Below are 18,893 nucleotides of genomic sequence, written 5' to 3' on the forward strand. Positions count from 1 at the left end.
CAATCCCCTGTAGAATACAGAAAATCAGTTGCCCAATTAAAGAGTTAGAAAGCTGCTTTTATTTATTTGTTCAAAATAATAGTTGCAGTTCCGTTTGAGTCCTCTTTTTATTTGCTATTTTCTTACGTATAGGTCAATCCAACCTTCACTATGATCTTGATTGTTGAATCTCATGTGACGAAGTCTGATGTAGTGTTCCTTTAGGAATTTAGTATCAGCTTTCCATAGTCTCCAGCCCTTACGGTACTTGGTAACTACGAATTTGTATTTTAGTGAATGTAAGTAATCACGTTGTGCATCATACATTGGTCTGTATGTGATGTTATTTCTGATAAAGAAACGATTATCAGCATGGGTTCCTGTGTAGGTGTATAGACCCACGTCTAGGAATCGGTAGTTCAATAATGACTTATCCTTAGACTTATTGATGATCTTTGAATATTCATATTGATATGATTGGCTAGGCTTTGAGTAATGTAAGCTTGTACGGTAATTTCTGTTTGTAACAAAGATTCCCAATAAAGCAATTACGGATAATGCCCAGATTAAATACTTCTTGTTATATAGATACTTATCGACTAGTAATCCTAATTCGAACAAGTAGAAGATGATGAATGGTTCACACGCGAATAGGTAGTATGAAAAACTAGCGCCACCAACTTCGTAAGTTGCTAGGATATCGATGAAGACGATTAGGACAAGTAATACCTTGTTGCTATCGTGCATCTTGGCTTCACGCATGTATCTAACCACCGCACAAATGAATAGTGCAATCATTAGGTAGTAAACAGTTCGAATAATCACTAGGTGATGTGAAAAACCAAATGTTGGGTATTCCATCTTAAAAAGCGTGTATGCGAACGATGCGTTTTGCACATGGTAATGTGTCAAGTTTAGGTAGAAGTAGTCGTTAAATAGGAATTTTAAGGCTCCTGTGGCCCAATAAAGAATAATGATTGGTAATGTAATGGATAAGAATCCGATTAACGCGTCTAAGATGATCACAAACAACTTTTTAAAGCGTTTAGTGAATAGACATGCTAAACCAACATAAATAAAGAAAATTACCCATGGAATAACTAATGAATATTTAATCCAAAATAGAATTGCAACAAAGCATCCATTAACTATGTAGTAACGACGTGGCATTTCAAACCAGTTGTATTGAATACATGAGTATAGCAAGATTAATACAAAGGTCATAGCGTATTCTTCTGGTAAGTCACCATAGTAGAAAATACGGCTGGTAAATGCCAATGGGATAAATAAGAAGCTACAGAACATTGCTGTTCTAGCACTTAATTTCATTGATAGAATTCTGTTAATGTACGCGATATCTAGGAACAACAACAATGATTCAATTACATAGATAAATGTAAAAGAGTTGTATGAAAAGATCGCATTCGCGGAATGAATTAAGTAAATTAATGGTCCCCTATTATCAAATAAATCTTTGTAGGGAAGTAATCCGTGTAGTAATCCTTTTCCAACAGTATACATTGTATTCGCATCTACTGATCTGTTAAATTCGTAGAACGGCGAAGCTGTTGTTAAAAAGAACATACAAACAAAACTAATCACTAACATCAAAATATTCTTAGCGGTTAGTCTATTTATAATTTTTTTCATTTTCTCACCTCATCTTGTAATAATAATCCAATAAAAATAAAATAGCTATAAAAAAATTCCCTAAAATGAAATTTTTAGGGAATTTTTCAACTTTAATTAAGAATTTTACTTTTCTTCTTGCGCTTGAGCAGCTTGACCCAAAATGTTTAGGTAGTGGAATGGACGGTCAAAGTTTGGTTGGAATAACATATCAACCATTGCTAAGTCATCGATTGTGTTCTTGTTTTGGATAAGAACTGATAATGTGTTAGCTGATTGAGAAATGTCGTAACGACTCATTAATGATCCACCTAAGATACGACGAGTGCTTGGGTCGTATACTAGTTCCATTAATACCTTTTCAGTTGTTGGCATGAATTCTGGACGGTAGTTATCTTCTACGACTACTGAGCTTGCCTTCATACCTTTTCTTTCGGCCATACCAACTGTCATACCAGTTGAAACTATTGCGTAATCGTATAGTTGTAAACCAGATGATGATTGAGTACCCATGTACTTAGTTGTTGGCTTTTCAATGTTTTGACCAACTAGAATACCTTGACGAACAGCGTTAGTTGCTAGTGGAATGTATTCGTTAGTTTCACTTGGGTTGAAGTGCACAGCAGCACTGTCACCGGCAGCGAAGATGTCTGGGTTTGATGATTGCATGTATTCGTTAGTGATGATAGCACCGTTATCCATCATATCAACCTTACCAGTTAATAGTTCAGTGTTTGGTTGGAAACCAACACATAGGATTGCCATGTCAGCCTTAATGTCGTGATCACCAGTTGATAATGTTAATTCGTCATCACCTGAGAACTTTTGAACACGAACACCTAGTTCTAGTTTTACGTTGTGGTCAGCGTATAGTTCTTCAATCTTGTCAGTGAACTTCTTGTCGAAGTACTTTGATAGTACGTGGCTGTCACTGTTAATCAAAGTAGTTTCGTGACCGTGGTTTGAGAATGCTTCTGCTAATTCAGCACCGATGTAACCAGCACCAACAACGGCGATACGCTTGTGGTCCTTAGCCTTTTCAAATAGGATTTGAGCATCGTGCCAGTTCTTGCAGAAGAATACGTTCTTGTTATCGCGACCTTCGATTGGAGGAAGAACGGGACGTGAACCTGTTGTCATAACAAGCTTGTCGTACCTATCAGTAAATACGTCATGTGAATCCAAGTTTTCAACTTCGATTGTCTTAGCGTCAGTATCTACAGACTTAACACTGTGTAGCATTTTAACGTTTGCACCTAAATCAGATAGTTCCTTAGGGTTTGAGTAGAATAAACCTTGAGGATCCTTAACCTTACCATCTAGATATAAAGCGATACCACATGATAGGAATGAAATGTTGTCATTTCTTTCGTATACAGTAACTTCTGCATCTGGGTGTTCTTTTAAAATTTGTTTAACAGCGAATGTACCTGCATGTGTACAACCAATAACAATAACTTTCATATTGTAATACCTTCTCTATTCTGTAATTTTTCGTTTATATTTTCTTTACACCTCTAATTATATGTATTGTGAATAAAAACACAATAATTTTATTTGTCCTTAAGATAAATTTAACATTTTATATATTAACAGTAGTTATAGAGCCTTCTAACTTTGTGTAACATCTCACTGATTTGACAAATGTATAAAAAAGCAACGGAATAATTCCGTTGCTTAAGCTTTTAAAATAGTAGATCTTTCTTACCTTGCTTACGATTATAGACAAGTAGTGATAGATATGAGGATACAAGGCCAATTACAAAAATCGCAATTGATAAGATATCAACCGTATTGGATGTTGCTGTATTGGCATAGATTGAATGCATTGAAAAAACAAATGAGGAGTAATCCATAGCCGCATGAAGCAGGATAGATACCCAGATGTTTTTACTTACATAGTAGACAGTCGCTAATACAAAACCTAACCCGGCTGCGTAAATTACTTGGTTGGTAGTGTCCCAGAATGGTGATACAAAGTAATTCAACATGTGAAGAGATCCAAAGACAATACTTGAGAAGAAGATACTCTTCATAACTGGGTATTTCTTAAAGCCCTTTAACATGGCACCCATCATGACACCACGAATAGAGATTTCTTCAAACATCCCCACAAACAACGCTTCAATCAATCCAATTGAAAACGCTAAAACGATGTTGAAGGCATTCATGTGGTATAAAAGACTCTTCCATACGATTGTGTCGCTGGCCACTGTGATGTTCATAACGGTTAGCACAATCATTAGCCATCCATCTTTAAACATGTGCATGTAGCCGCCCTTTTGATGTAAGACGTCAATCTTCCATTCACGTTTAGCATATATCAATAGCGCAATCGCAAATACCGCTCTTAGGATTCCTGGATCCATTTGACCAATCACCTTATGCGCGGTGGTATAAATGTTGAAATTGATTGAGGTCATCCCCACAAGATTCAACGCAATAAAATCGACCAGCAATACCCAAAAAGTGATTGCCCACATCTTTCTTAATTTCATATTATTTCCTCGCTTTAATTGATGAAAACATCATAACACACAAAAAAAAGAATGCCAAAATGACATTCTTTTTTTGATTACTTACGCTTATTAAACTTTGAAATGTAAGCATTAAATTGTTTTACAGATGCTTTTAAGTCTTTCAAAGCTTTTGTAGCCTTTTTGTATGTTGCTTTGTTTTTCTTAGAGTTGTATCTCTTAACTGCTTTCTTAGCAGCAGATACTTTCTTTGCTTCAGCCTTTACAGCTTTTTTCTTGGCAGCTAATTGTTTCTTAACGGCCTTTAAATCCTTGGCACTAACAACTTTACCTGTCTTGAAGTTAATAGTTCCGTTCTTTCTTACATTGTAAGTTACGGACTTAAATTTAGCAGTTCCAGATGTCTTCATCTTTCCACTACCATCAAATGAATAGTAGTGTCCTGAAACCTTATGAACACCTGGGTTAGCATGGTTCTTAGCATTTAATAAGAACTTACCAGCAGGAATAACAACTAACTTATTAGGAGCGTAGATAGCACCATTCTTAATGGTAATCTTCTTACCCTTGTACTTAAATGTCTTAGTTACCAATTGTGCATTAGAAAGAGCATAGTATGATAAAGTCTTATTCTTGTTAACAATAACTGTGTTTCTAGCTTGAGCACCATTGCTGTAGAAGAAGTATTTCTTACCATTAATAGTTTGATGACCCTTAACAAGGTATCCTGACTTGTTGGCATAGTACCAGTTGTTGTTGTAACCAAAGAATTGGTTCTTAACAAGGTTACCTGATCCTGCAGCAAAGTATTGAGTACCCTTCTTGGTAGTTACCATACTATCTTTTAGTTGATAACCATTTTGATCGAAGTATTGGGTAACCCCACCTGTGGTCATAAATCCTTTGTATACATATCCATTCTTATCAATGTATACAACTTGACCAATATTGTTACTTACATAGTAACCAGATGTTTGAGCCTTTACACCATTTGCTTGGTAATAAGTCATGGTACCATCACTATTCTTAAGCATTGCATCTCTGACGTTCATACCATTTGGTAAGAAGAAGTATTGGTAACCATTGATAATTGTTGGCTTAGTTACGAAATTACCTTGAGCATCAACGTAGTACCAGTTACCAGCATCATCCTTTAAGAATGAGTTAGTAGCAACGTATCCACTTGGTGTAACGTATCTTTGTTGACCATCAATAGTAGTTAAACCATAGTTAACACTTTGACCTAGAAGTTCCTTAGGTAATACAGTTGCCTTGATTCCAGGGTTGTCTGATGTAAGAACAGTGAAGTATCCAGCACCGTATGAGTTACTTAATACGTATTCAGCACCACGACCTTGGATGTTAGAACCGTTTAGATACTTAGCATCCCATGTCTTAATCTTAGTTGATGGATCAATTGTCTTACCAGTTGATACTTGTTTAGTTGTAAACAAGTCTGGGTACATCTTTTGTAGATCACTTAAGAATTCTCCACCATACTTAGCTTGGTAATCAGTACCTGAACCTTGACTGTATGAGTCATATAGCATGTTAATTAGGTTAGTCTTGTCGTTAAGAACACCTAATTGGTTTACACGAGTTGCAGAAACAACTTGTTGTTTTGGCAACATGTAAAGTTGATCTGGAACAAAGTCCATCAATACCTTAAGTTTTTGTGCATGCAATGCCTTAATTGCAGTAGTTAATTGTTCAGCAGTACCGTACTTAGTTGGCGTGTTAAATCCTAGGTCATATCTATCATTGAATGAGTATCCATTTTGAACAGTTGAATCTAGGAAAGTACCGTCATTAGTTGAACGGTATTGTGGTGGCAATTCGATGTTAGTGAATCCTAATCCACTGAACAATTTACCCTTCTTAGCAATTACAACGTTTGAATATTGTGATTCCTTAGTTGGCATGCTTTGGAAGTTAGAGAATGCTTCAAAGATCACATTTGAATCTAATGCGGCGTTTGAGTGGTATGACTTACCATCCTTAGTAGCCTTTGTACTTGGAGCAGTTCTAACGTCTTGTTTTGCAGATGCACCAACTGGTACCCACATTGATAAGTAACCAGATACTTGTGGGTTCGCATATCCCTTAATAGCTGAACCTGTAAGAACTAAGCGACCCTTTGAATCGGTGTAGATAACACTCTTCTTAGCACTCTTATCAGTAGCATAAGTAGCAATACCCTTCTTAGTTGTATTAACTAATGGTCTGTATGCTTGGTTCTTGTGGGCAGCACCCATGTAAATAACAACCTTATCCTTCTTACCTAACTTAAGCTTAGGATTGTTACTTTCAATCACAGCGATACCAGATGTTCTAGTGTGCTTAGTACCCTTAGCAGTAACAGAGTTAGCACCCTTACCAAAACGAACTGATACTAATACCTTGTTCTTACCGTTGTTAACGGCTACGGTCTTCATAGCTTGACCACCAGCTACATATTTAATTCTACCCTTTAGCATTGCACTAATTGAGTTGTAGTATGGTGTCATAGTTGCCATAAATTGACCGTTATCAGTGTACAAGTCACCATAGTAAACACGTGGTGTTGTATCCTTATTGGTTAACATTAGGGCGTAAGCAGCAGGAATGTTGTATTGAGTGTACTTCTTGTTAGTACTCTTTTCGTCAGCATTGTAAATCTTAAATGCTTTGTTAATTTCATCCCAGGTTGGGTTCAATCCATTAGCAGTTGGGTTGATCTTATCTTGAATAATTTGAGCAATAACGGTTTGAACACCGGCATCATGAGCTCTTACGATTGAATAGTTAGGAATAGCAGTATTGTATGTGCTATCTTTTCTTCTATTAACAACACCGGCTGTAATTAACTTGGCAATATCTGTACGGCTCTTAGGATCATTAGTTAGCGCATTAGCTAGCGCGTCCTTGTAACCACCATCGATGGTCATTTGGTTAGAACCTTTGTCTTTTAGATATTGAGGATCATTAGCACTCCAGTCTTCTAGGATAGCTAAATGATCATTAGCATTTTTATCATTTTTGTTGATTCCATATGCATCTTTGTAGTAACCAGCAATGATGTCTAGAATATCTGAGTTCATATTATCAACAGCATCAACACGAACACCGTCAAAGTTAGCATTCTTGTCATTTTGAGTAATGCTACCGAAGTTCATCATGTAGTGTAGCCAGTTAAGTGTTTCAGCTTGAACAGTTGGGTTTGAATTATCCACATCATTAGCTAGTAAGAATTCATAACCTATGTAACTAGTTTTGTTGTAGTTCAATACACCATTTTGTTGAGATGGGTTTCTATTGATTAGACGGTAGTTAGAGTTAGCATTTGGTGTTTGAGCATTGTTACCATATACCAATGAACCACCTTGGAATCCATCGTTTAAGTCGTAGTTTTCACTAGTCATGTTCCATTGTGATTGAGCATTTACAAAATTAGTGAAGATTGACTTAATCTTATCAACGCTACCGTTGTTTGCTTGAATGTTTTTTTCGATATTTAATCTTACAGTGGCAGCTGCAGCATTCAATTGATCAGAAGTATTGTTTGAATTGAAACTACCAGAAACTAGTCCTTGTTGGCTCATGTAGTTTAAGTAATCAATTTCTACTTTTTGTGTTGGCCACCATACACTTAATAGTGGTCTAAAATCATTTGAATTTGAGTCTCTCCACTCATTATCATTTACTTGAATTTGCTTTGGACGATACCATGAATCGGCAGTAATAAATCCATTAACATTAGTGATATTCTTATCATCTGCTGAATAGATAGCGGTCTTGTCTGATGCGGCAATGTTACCTGAAGCAAACTTACTTGTTACGTCAGTTAATGCACCATCAGGTCCAAAGTAATATACTGTTGAGTTATCAACAACTACTTGGGATTTAAGCTCAGCGTTGTTGTCATAATAGTATGTCTTTCCATCAACAACTTTTGTATGTGCCTTAAATTCATCTGAAGCATTTGAAGCAATAGTCTTATTGTTTTCAGATGATTCGTCAGTAGTAGCTGGTGCCTTTGAATTTTGTTGTTCGTTTGCACCAGCAACTGTTACAGATGATGAATCAACTGTTGACTTAGTTGTGGCATTAGAAGTTGCTGTAGATGACGGCGCAGCTGAAGAAACTACAGTTGAGCCACTACCGCTGTTCGCGTTGGTACTAGCACTTGAAGAAACAACTGAAGATGCAACTTGTCCTGATGTGCTTGGTACTGAATTGCTACCTGATTGAACGTTAGCGCTACTTCCTAATTGAGTAGAAACACCACTACCCTGTTGACTAACTGTTGGTGTTGATGTTGAGTCAGCTTTAGCAGATACATTATTGTTAATTCCTGTTAATGTAATAACAACGGCTCCGGTCATGATTCCGGCAGTAATCCATTGTTTTCCAGATTTATACATTTTAAAATGTAATTTTCTTTCATTATTACTGAAATTCATATTTATCCTCCATATATATTTTGATATACGACAATTGAAATTATATCAAAAAAAACTGAAAAAATAAGCAGTTTTTAATATTATTTTAAGAAATTTAATAATTTACATTTATTGAAATAATAGTTTTATAATTGTAATAATTGTAATGATACGACATAAAGACACATTATATAAAAAGGCACAACCAATAACGTTTTCGTTTTATTGGTTGTGCCTTTATTTATAAATACTTTTACTTAGCTTTTTTTATAGAAGATTTACTTGCGATTACAAAACGGTTATATCCTAAATCAAAGTATGACTTCTTATTTGACAAAATAAGTTTCTTCACTTTAATTACTGATCCTTTTTTAATCTTCTTTACTACTTTTTTACTATTTGGTTTCAATGAATTATATACGGAAGTTGATTTGATAACTTTAACCTTTTTCCCTACTTTATCGAAATCATAATAATATTTTTTAGTGTAATTACCAGTCAAGTTTAGATAAGTTTTTTCTGCATCGTAATATTTTTTCAATGCATCGTTATACTTCTTTTGACTTTGCTTTGTCTTCTTTTTAGCAAGTGCTTTTTTAGCAGTATTTAACGCAGATTTAGATTTATCTAAATCTTTTTTCTTAATTACCACGTAAGATTTCTTAGCATTACGATATTTGTTTAAAGCAATACTATATTTCTTCATATTAACCTTATTATTTTTCTTAGAAAGGTTTTTCTTAGCAGCGTTTAGTTCTTTTGCAGCCTTTTTATATGATGAAATCACAGACTTATTCATCTTCTTTTGTGCATTTTCATAAGACTTCAATGCCTTTTTATATTTATTAATATTAGTTTTATTTGGCTTCTTATCTACCAACTTTTTAGCTTCTACTAATGATTTTTTGGCATTGTCATATGCAGCATCTTCTTTGGATACTTCTTTTGATTTTTCATTAGATGTTTTGGTGTCTGTTTTTTCGGAAGGATTTCTTACATCGTTTGATTGATTTTTGTTTTCATTCTTAGATTCTACTGACACTGAATTTTGATGATTTTGAGATTCTACTGAAGCTGAATCTTTATTGTTTTGAGCTTCAACTAATGGTGAATTTGATTTTTCCTCGGATTGTTTATTATTAACTTGTTGAGTGCTTGGTTGTGAATCAACATGCTTAGCATCTTTTACAAGATGACCTAAATTAGCATCATAATATGCCCAAGAACCATCGTTATTTTGCACCCAGTTACCCTTAACCTGTTTACCATCAGCATCAAAGTATACATTTTGTCCATCGATAAATTGAGCACCCGTTAACATGGTACCATCATTAGCATTGTAGTATGAATAACTACCATCAGTGTTAGCTACCCATCCACCTTTAACTTGCACTCCAACATTATCAAAGAATACATGTCTTCCGTCTACTAGTTGAGAACCTACCAAAAGTTCACCGCTATTTTTGTCATAGTATGAATAAGTTCCATCTGGATTTTCTACCCATCCACCTTTAACCTGAATACCGTTGTTATCAAAGAATACTCTTTGATCATTAACAATTTGTGCTCCAGTTAATTTGGCAATGCTATCCTTTGAATAGTATGACCAAGTGCTGTCTGGATTTTCTACCCATCCGCTTCTATAAGTTAAGCTCGTAGGAAGAGTAGAGTCATCACCACTTATCTTGAAGTAAGCGCCAGTGTTCCAGTCTTTTAGAACATATCCCATACCACGACCAAGAATATTGGTACCATTCATATACTTAGCTGACCATGCAGTAATTGGTTGATCAGAAGGAATTGCAGAACGTTCTCCATCAGTTACAGTTAAATAACCTGGTCCAGCACCATTATTAGCATAATTCTTGTAGTAATACTTGTATTTTTGAGATTGGAATAATGAAGGGTATTGTTCTTGTAATTGGTTTAAGAATGCCCCTCCGTATTTCTTTTGATAGTCTCCACCACCAACTGTATTAACAACATATAGTTGTGTTCCAAAAGGAAGTGCATTATCATTTCCAGTTACTCCAGCTCTTGTTGCCGAAACAACTTCTTCTCCTGGTAAGTTATATAGTTGATTATAAACAACATCGGCCATTACTTGCATTCCATTTGCATGAAGTGATTTAATGGCATTTCTTAGATCTTCATCTGTTCCATATTTAGTTGGTGTCCCGAATCCTAAATCGTATCTATCAGAAAAAGCGTAACCATTATCTATAGTTGAGTCAACGAAAGTATGATCTTGGCTTGATCTATATTGAGGTGCCATTTCAAAACTTGTTACACCCCAATCTTTAAATAATGATGCATTTTTTGCAATTACTACATTTGCATATTCATCATGATTTGTTGGAGTAGGTTGGAAGTTTGAAAATCCTTCAAAAATAAGATTTGAGTCCAATGCATCATTTTCATGTAAAACATTACCATCGTTATTTTGGCTAGTTGATGGTGATGTTCTAGCATCTTGATCATCAGAAGCGCCAAATGGAACCCAGGCAGCTAAATAACCATTTACTTCTGGATTAGCGACTTGTTTAATTGCAGTATTATCTTGTCCATTAATATCTTTGTTACTGAAAACTAAATCACCGTTATCATCAGTTTCAGCAACTGGAGCGTTATCATCTGAACTATAATTTTGAACTCCGTTTTCAGTTGTTAGCATTAATGCACGATACTTTTGATTTTTATGTGCAGCACCCATGTGTAAAACAATGGTATCCCCATCGTTTAATACCTTTTTAGGATCTGATCCAACTATTAATCCAATCCCTTGGTTTCTAGTATCTGATGTACCAGAATCATTGACTGTATTTGCGCCCTTACCAAAACGTACACTAGTTAGAATTCCATCGTTATCAACCATATATTGACCACCAGATACATATTTCTTTCTTGCAGTCATCAAGTTTGCTATATCATCATAGTAAAGACTCTTCTTTTGCATGAATTGACCATCATCTTGGTACATATCACCATAGTAAATACGAGGAACCGTTCCCTTATTAGTTAACATAATTGCGTATGCACTAGGAACGTTATAATCATTGTATTTCTTGTCTGTTTGTCTTTGATCGTTATAGAATGTTTCTAGACCTTGTGCTAACTGACTTGGAGTAAAATCAGTCCAATCCTTAATACCTGTGGTATCAACAATGGCTTGCCCAACTTTTTCCTGAACATCTTTATCATGTGCATGAACAATTGAGTAGTTAGGTTTTCCACCAGATAAAGTTAATCCACCAATAGTGTTAGTTGTATTAGTTTCACCGTTATGATTTGAAATATCGATTCCAGAATCTTCTTCGTTTATTAAATCTTTAAATACGTCTCCACCTTGCTTATGTAGCAATGGATAGGCACCTAGTCTAAATGGCGCTTCAACTAATCCATCATTACTGTAAGAAGTGGTTCCTGCATCTACTCCACCTTCAACTAATGAAATATGTGAATCAGCATTAGCATCACTTTGTGTTAAATTAAACTTTTGGCGAAGGTAATCATAACTTCTTTGTATGATATCGTTACTAATAAAATCAACAGCATCGATTCTAATACTATCAAAATTAGCATTTGAATCATTAGCAGTAATTGTCCCAAAATTAGTTAAGTAATATAGCCAATTTAAGTCCTCAGCTTGAACTGCTGGATTTGAATTATCTACATCGTTTGCTAGCAAGAAATCAAATAAATTATTTGAATCTCTGTAATTAGAATTAGTGTTTGGTGTCATAACACTATTCCCATATTTTAAGTATCCTCCTTGGAACCAAGCATCACCTTGCCATGGAGATTCAGAGTCAGAATTCCATACATATTGTTGTTTTACAAATGAAGGATTATTGCCATGACTTGCAAACAATAAATCGTTTAACCAATCTGTACTTCCTGTCTGTGATATTTTCTTTTCAATATTTACTTGAGCGCTCTGGGCGGCTTGATTTAAAACTTGTTGATCTGATTGCAATGTATAAGTATCACTTTTATCTAAAAGTCCATTGTCTTGCATCAATTTCAAATAATTAACTTGAACATCCTTATTTGGCCACCAAGCGGTAATCATTGGACGTAAGTCATTACTATTGGAATTTCTCCATGTTGTACCGTTATCGATAATTTGTTTTGGTCGATACCAAGTATCTGCGGTGAAAAATCCATCTACTACATTTTTGTAATCACTTGGATTTACACTATTTGCAGCGTTACGTTGTGAGAAATCATTAACGGCACTATTGCCTGTATTTGTGAACAAGTATGTTCCGTTACCACTTGCATCAAAATAATATGTGACGCCATTAGCAATCACTTGTTTATTTTTAACTTGATCACCAGTAGAAGGATCATAGTATTGTAATGTTCCATTATTAACTGTTAATCCTTTTACTACATTTTTATTACTATCTAGTAATTTATTATCACTATAATTGTTTGAATTTACAACTTGATCAACTTTACCAACTAAGTTTCCCTTGTTTGGATCAAAATAGTAGTCGGCTCCTCCTACTTGAACCGCTCCACCCTTTAGTTGAAGTCCAGTTGATTGATCAAAATATTGAACATTACCATCGATAGTGGCAATCCCTTTTACTTCAGTATTGTCAGTAGCTTTATAAATCCAACCATTTTCATTATTGACGTTAGATTCAACATAATTTCCACCTGAGTAGTTATCTATCTTATGTCCTTGACCACTACCACTATCAAAATAATAGTTATTATTATTAACATTTACGATATCACCCTTTGCTTGAGTTCCATCATATTCATTAAAGTATCTTAGTTGGTTGTCACTATCTTTATAAAGTCCCTGTATGTTTTTATTTTGTTCAACATACTTCCAAGTTTGACCGTTATCTCCAGTTGAATATGTACCATCTTGAGGAAGTGTTGCAATTTGATTGTCATCATTTGAATTATTATTACTAATACTATTTGATGAATCTTTTGAATTATCAGAAACTGATGTAGTTGCTTGTGTAGTGCTTTGCACATCTGCCTTTACAGTTACTCCACCATTAATGATTGAAGAGCCACTGTATATTGCAACTGATACAACAGCTGTTGTTAAACCTGCAACAACCCAATGCTTTCCCGATTTATACATTTTAAAACGAAGTTTTTGTTCACTATTATTATTATTCATAATATCCCCCATCTTGAAATTATTAAATAGTTATAGATTTATTGTAACAATATTCTTATATGATTAAAATACAATTAGAAATATTTTATCAAAATAAAAAAGACACCAAGAGTGTCTTTTTTATTTTCTATCTAATTGCTTTTATGAAATCTTTAGATGCAGTTACAAACTTACCGTTACCAATATTAATTCTTGTAACTTTTCCGTTAAGAACTAATCCCTTAACATTTAAAACAGTTCCTTTTTTAAGCTTTTTAATCCTATTATCTTTGCTGAAATCAGTTGATTTATATGAGTAAGTGACCTTAGCTACTTTAACTTTTGAAGGTAATTTATCAAAATCATAGTAGTACTTTTTATTGTAAAGTTTAGCACTGCTCAAGTATTCTTTTTCTGCTTTGTAATAAGAATTTAGAGCATTGTTATATAGTTGTGTGTTTTCTTTTGATTTCTTTGCAGCTAATTTCTTTTTAGCGTCTTTTAAATTTGAAACAGACTTATTATATACATCTTTTGAAGATGTAGAAACTTCATTAACCCAGTTACTCTTATCTGTTAGTTCAGAAGGAAGAACTGTCTTTAGTCCGTTCAACTTAAAGTATGTTCCTGTATTCCAATCCTTCAATACATAACCCATACCTCTACCAAGGATATTAGTACCATTCATGTATTTAGCTGACCATTCAGTAATAGGCTGGTTGGATGGAATTGAAACCGTCTTACCTGTATTAAGTGTTAAATATCCTTCACCAGTTGGAGAATAATTCTTGTAGTTATATTTATAAGTCTTACCCTTAAATATGTTTGGATATTTAGCTTTTAAAGCCTTTAAGAATTTTCCACCATATTTCTTTTGATACTTACCGCCACCAATTGTATTAACAACGTATAATTGCTTTCCAAATGGCAAATCAGCTATGTTACCTGTTACTCCAGCTCTTTGTGCTGAAACAACTTGTTTTCCAGGTAAGTTGTATAGTTGATTTAATACAGCATCAGCCATAACTTGCATGCCTTGATCATGCAGTGATTCAATAGCCTTTCTTAAGTCCTTATCAGTACCATACTTGGTTGGCTTACCGAAACCTAAGTCATATCTATCTGAGAATGCATATCCGTTGTTGATTGTTGAATCAACAAAAGTTTTATCATTACTTGAACGATATTGTGGAGCCATTTCAAAACTAGTGATTCCCCATTTTTTGAATAGCTTTGCATTTTTGGCAATTACAACATTTGCATATTGGCTGCGTTTCTTTGGTTGTGGTTGGAAATTGGAGAATCCTTCGTAAATTAAATTAGAATCTAAAGCATCATTTGAATGAAGCACTTTACCATCATTTCTATTTTTCTTAGATGGTTGAGTACGGGCATCTTGGTTATCTTTAGCGCCTACTGGTACCCATACAGCAAGGTATCCAGAAACCTTAGGATTTAAAACTCCTCTAACACTGGTATTAGCTTGACCTTTAATATCCTTGTTAGTAAATGTTAAAACACCATTTCCATCTGTCTTAACTACAGGAGCATTTTTATCTGAAGCAAATGTTTGAACTCCCTTGTTAGTTGTTAACATTAATGCACGATATTTTTGGTTCTTATGAGCAGCACCCATGTTCAATGTTACTTTTTGTCCATTTGATAGAACTTTCTTAGCATCATTTCCAACAATTAAACCAATACCTTCGTGTCTTGTTTCTTTTGTTCCCTTAGAATTAACTGTCTTTGCGCCTTTACCAAAACGAACACTCTTCAAAAATCCGTTAGAATCAACGCTCATTGTTTGACCACCTGCAACGTATTTCAATCTAGCAGTCATCAATTTGACAATATCATCATAGTAGAAGCTCTTCTTTTGCATAAATTGACCATCATCTTGATACATATCACCGTAATAAATACGTGGAACTGTACCCTTGTTTGTCAACATAATTGCATAAGCACTTGGCATATTGTAATCATTATATTTTTTAACTGTCTTTCTTTGATCAGCATAGTAAACGCTTAATCCTTTAGCTAACTGAGCAGGTGTAAAGTTTGTCCAATCTTTAATGCCAGTGGAATCAACAATTGCTTGTCCTACTCTTTCTTGAACATCTTTATCATGAGCATGCACGATGGAATAATTAGGAACCCCACCATCCTTAGAGTTTTTACTGTGATCGGAAATAAGAACACCTGAATCAACTTCTTTAACTAAGTCTTGCAATGCATCAACTTTACCAGAATTATGAAGTAATCCATAGGCTGATAATCTAAAAGGTGCTTCAACCAAAGAATCACCATTTGTTGAACTAGTTCCAGCGTCAACACCGGCTTCAACAAGTGATATATGCTTATCAGCATTTGCATCACTCTTGGTTAACTTATATAAATCTCTTAGATAATCATTGCTTCGTTCAATAATCTCGTTACTTACAAAATCGACTGCATCCAATCTAATGCTATCAAAATTGGCTTTATCATTTTTACCGGTAATTGTTCCGAAATGAGTTAAGTAATATAACCAATTAATATCTTCAGCTTGAACTGCTGGATTAGAATTATCAACATCATTGGCCAAAAGGAAATCAAATTGATTATCTGTTTTTCTATATTTTGAGTTGGTTGTTGGGGTTAAAGGACTATTACCATATTTTAGGTATCCTCCTTGGAACCAAGCATCCCCTTGCCATTGTGATTCTGAACCCATATTCCAAATATATTGTTGGTTCATAAATGATGGATGAGATGAATCTCCCTTGAATAATAAATCATATAACCATGATGATGCTTTTTGTTGAGTGATTCTCTTTTCGATATTAACTTGAGCTGATTGAGCTGCTTCATTTAAAGTTTGTTGGTCAGAAAATACAGTATATTTAACACTATTATCCAATAGTCCATTATCTTGCATTAGTTTCAAGTAATTAACCTGTACGTCTTTGTTAGGCCACCAAACTGTAATAAGAGGTCTAAGATCATCTTTATTTGAGTTGCGCCACTTAGTACCATTATCTAAAATTTGTTTTGGACGATACCATGTTTCAGCTGTCAAGAAACCATCTACAGTATTGGTAAAATCAGATGGTTGATTACTGTTAGCAACGTTGTGTTTTGCAAAATCAGTTACTGAAAATGAACCTGTGTTATTAAATAAGAAAGTTCCGTTACCATCTTTATCAAAGTAATATGTGGCTCCGTTAGCAACAACTTGTTCACTCTTAGCTTGATATCCTGTTGTTGAGTTAAAGTATTGTAAGTTACCCCTTACTACATTCAATCCCTTAACTGTATTGTTATTATCATCAACAAAAGTAGTATTGTTGTTCTTATTGACATAATTTCCAGAGTTAATAATTGAATTTACTCTTCCGACAACGTTTCCTTGAGCGGGGTCAACGTAATAAGCAGCCCCACCAATCTCAAAAGCTCCACCTTTTAATTGGATACCTGTAGTAGGATCGTAATATTTAATTTGTCCATCAATAGTTGCGATACCTTTAACAAGGTTATTATCAGATGTCTTATAAGTCCATTTATCTTGACTTTGTTCAACATAGTTTCCACCAGAATAGTCTTTAATTAAATGGCCATCACCATTATTACTATCAAAATAATAGTTTTTGTTATTTACATTTAAGATGTTTCCTTTTACTTGTGATCCATCATTTTCACTAAAATAACGAATGTTATTGTTTTCTTGATATAGACCTTTAACATCATTGTTTTGATATGAGTATTTCCAAGTTTGACCATTATCTTCTGATGTGTAGTTACCACCATCTGGTAATGCTTGAATACCTTGTGTATCTGCATTTGATGTATTTTTTACGTTTACTGATACTTCAGTCGATGATGGACTGCTTGAATTTGCAGAGCTAGAATCAACAACAGCAGATGAAGATTGAGTAGTATCAGCGTTGGAACTTTGTGAAGATTTAACTGCTGTATCAGCCTTAGCTACCACGCTGTCATTAAATATAGTTGTTCCACCATAAATAGAAACAGCAGCAACCGCTGTAGTTAATCCAGCAATAACCCATTGTTTTCCAGATTTATACATTTTGAAATGTATTTTTGAATTGTTATCTTTTGATTTCATATTTTCCCCCTATGTAAAAATAAATAATTGCATATTCTTATTAGAAATTATAACAATTTATTTCGATTGTTAACATATAATTATAAGTCTTTTTTAATATTTTATTAATCGATGCTTACTAAAAATAAAAAAGCTATCAATGAAATTCATTTCATTGATAGCTTTTTAGAAAAAATACTACTTTTTCTTATTTTTCATTGATGAAGCTTTCTTAAAATTATTAACAATGGACTTCTTCAACTTAACTTCTTCACCCTTATACTTTTTAATGGATTTTGTAAGTTTCTTTTCGTCCTTCATATCTTTTTCGTAAGCTTTTTTCATTATTTTACTTCTATGATGCTTTAATTCTTTCTTATCCTTAGCCAGTTTCTTACTTACACTGTTCAACGCCTTCTGATCTTTTTTAAGATTCTTAGCACTCTTTAAGTATTTCTTGACGGTATTTTGTTCTGCAACAAGAGTTAAGTAATACTTCTTATTAGCCTTATACTTTCGTAACAAAGCATTGTATTCTTTTTCAAGCTTTTTAGAACTGTGTTTCTTAAGTTCAGCTTTTAATTTATCTAATTGCTTCAATTCTTTCTTAACCAGTTTTTCTTGTGAAGAAACTTGTTTATTAACCCTCTTCAGGCTCTTAGTAGTTAACATCTTACGTTCAATCTTTTGATTTTCACGTGTTTGGGTTCTCGATAAAGTAGTTATATTGTTGGAAACTTTATTTTTTGATTTATTATTATGTTCTACTACTTTATCAGTGTTCAAATTAATATGATTTCGATTCGATCTATGTTCATTGTTCGAACTTGTATTAACATTTTTGCTCTTACTTACTGCACTGCTTTGTGCACTTGAACTACTTTGTGCTTCATGACTTGATGCACTACTTTGTGCACTGGAACTACTTTGTGCTTCATGACTTGATGCACTACTTTGTGCACTCGAGCTACTTTGTGCTTCATGACTTGATGCACTACTTTGTGCACTCGAGCTACTTTGTGTTTCATGACTTGATGCACTACTTTGTGCACTCGAGCTACTTTGTGTTTCATGACTTGATGCACTACTTTGTGCACTCGAGCTACTTTGTGCTTCATGACTTACTGCACTACTTTGTGCACTTGAGCTACTTTGTGCTTCATGACTTGATG

7 protein-coding genes are annotated in these 18,893 nt (G+C 34.2%); all 7 read right to left on the reverse strand.

Annotated features, from left to right (window positions below; genetic code table 11):
- Window positions 1-114 precede the first annotated feature (114 nt).
- Window positions 115-1,629: a hypothetical protein gene (locus tag RZ78_RS06255; RefSeq protein ID WP_054608459.1), complete on the reverse strand. Its 1,515-nt coding sequence runs from the start codon at window positions 1,627-1,629 to the stop codon at window positions 115-117.
- 105 nt (window positions 1,630-1,734) lie between these two features.
- A complete protein-coding gene (locus tag RZ78_RS06260; RefSeq protein ID WP_054608460.1) occupies window positions 1,735-3,072 on the reverse strand; it encodes an FAD-dependent oxidoreductase in 1,338 nt (445 codons plus the stop codon).
- A 221-nt stretch (window positions 3,073-3,293) separates the two neighbouring features.
- Window positions 3,294-4,106, reverse strand: a complete 813-nt coding sequence (locus tag RZ78_RS06265; protein WP_054608461.1) for a CPBP family intramembrane glutamic endopeptidase — start codon at window positions 4,104-4,106, stop codon at window positions 3,294-3,296.
- Window positions 4,107-4,183: 77 nt separating this feature from the next.
- Window positions 4,184-8,527: a glycoside hydrolase family 70 protein gene (locus tag RZ78_RS06270; RefSeq protein ID WP_054608462.1), complete on the reverse strand. Its 4,344-nt coding sequence runs from the start codon at window positions 8,525-8,527 to the stop codon at window positions 4,184-4,186.
- Between the two features lie 232 nt (window positions 8,528-8,759).
- Window positions 8,760-13,658, reverse strand: coding sequence for a glycoside hydrolase family 70 protein (locus RZ78_RS06275; RefSeq protein ID WP_054608463.1), 4,899 nt, complete (start codon window positions 13,656-13,658; stop codon window positions 8,760-8,762).
- A gap of 127 nt (window positions 13,659-13,785) precedes the next feature.
- Complete coding sequence (locus RZ78_RS06280) at window positions 13,786-17,742, reverse strand: glycoside hydrolase family 70 protein (RefSeq protein WP_054608464.1); 3,957 nt, start codon at window positions 17,740-17,742, stop codon at window positions 13,786-13,788.
- 177 nt (window positions 17,743-17,919) lie between these two features.
- A partial coding sequence (locus RZ78_RS07555) for a hypothetical protein (RefSeq protein WP_191978847.1) occupies window positions 17,920-18,893 on the reverse strand: 974 nt, incomplete at its 5' end.

Source organism: Apilactobacillus kunkeei, assembly GCF_001308195.1.
Classification (GTDB): domain Bacteria; phylum Bacillota; class Bacilli; order Lactobacillales; family Lactobacillaceae; genus Apilactobacillus; species Apilactobacillus kunkeei_C.

Bases quoted from the DNA above. Each gene is read 5' to 3' on its own strand.
- RZ78_RS06255 (WP_054608459.1), bottom strand. From the start codon at position 1,629: ATGAAAAAAATTATAAATAGACTAACCGCTAAGAATATTTTGATGTTA.
- RZ78_RS06260 (WP_054608460.1), bottom strand. From the start codon at position 3,072: ATGAAAGTTATTGTTATTGGTTGTACACATGCAGGTACATTCGCTGTT.
- RZ78_RS06265 (WP_054608461.1), bottom strand. From the start codon at position 4,106: ATGAAATTAAGAAAGATGTGGGCAATCACTTTTTGGGTATTGCTGGTC.
- RZ78_RS06270 (WP_054608462.1), bottom strand. From the start codon at position 8,527: ATGAATTTCAGTAATAATGAAAGAAAATTACATTTTAAAATGTATAAA.
- RZ78_RS06275 (WP_054608463.1), bottom strand. From the start codon at position 13,658: ATGAATAATAATAATAGTGAACAAAAACTTCGTTTTAAAATGTATAAA.
- RZ78_RS06280 (WP_054608464.1), bottom strand. From the start codon at position 17,742: ATGAAATCAAAAGATAACAATTCAAAAATACATTTCAAAATGTATAAA.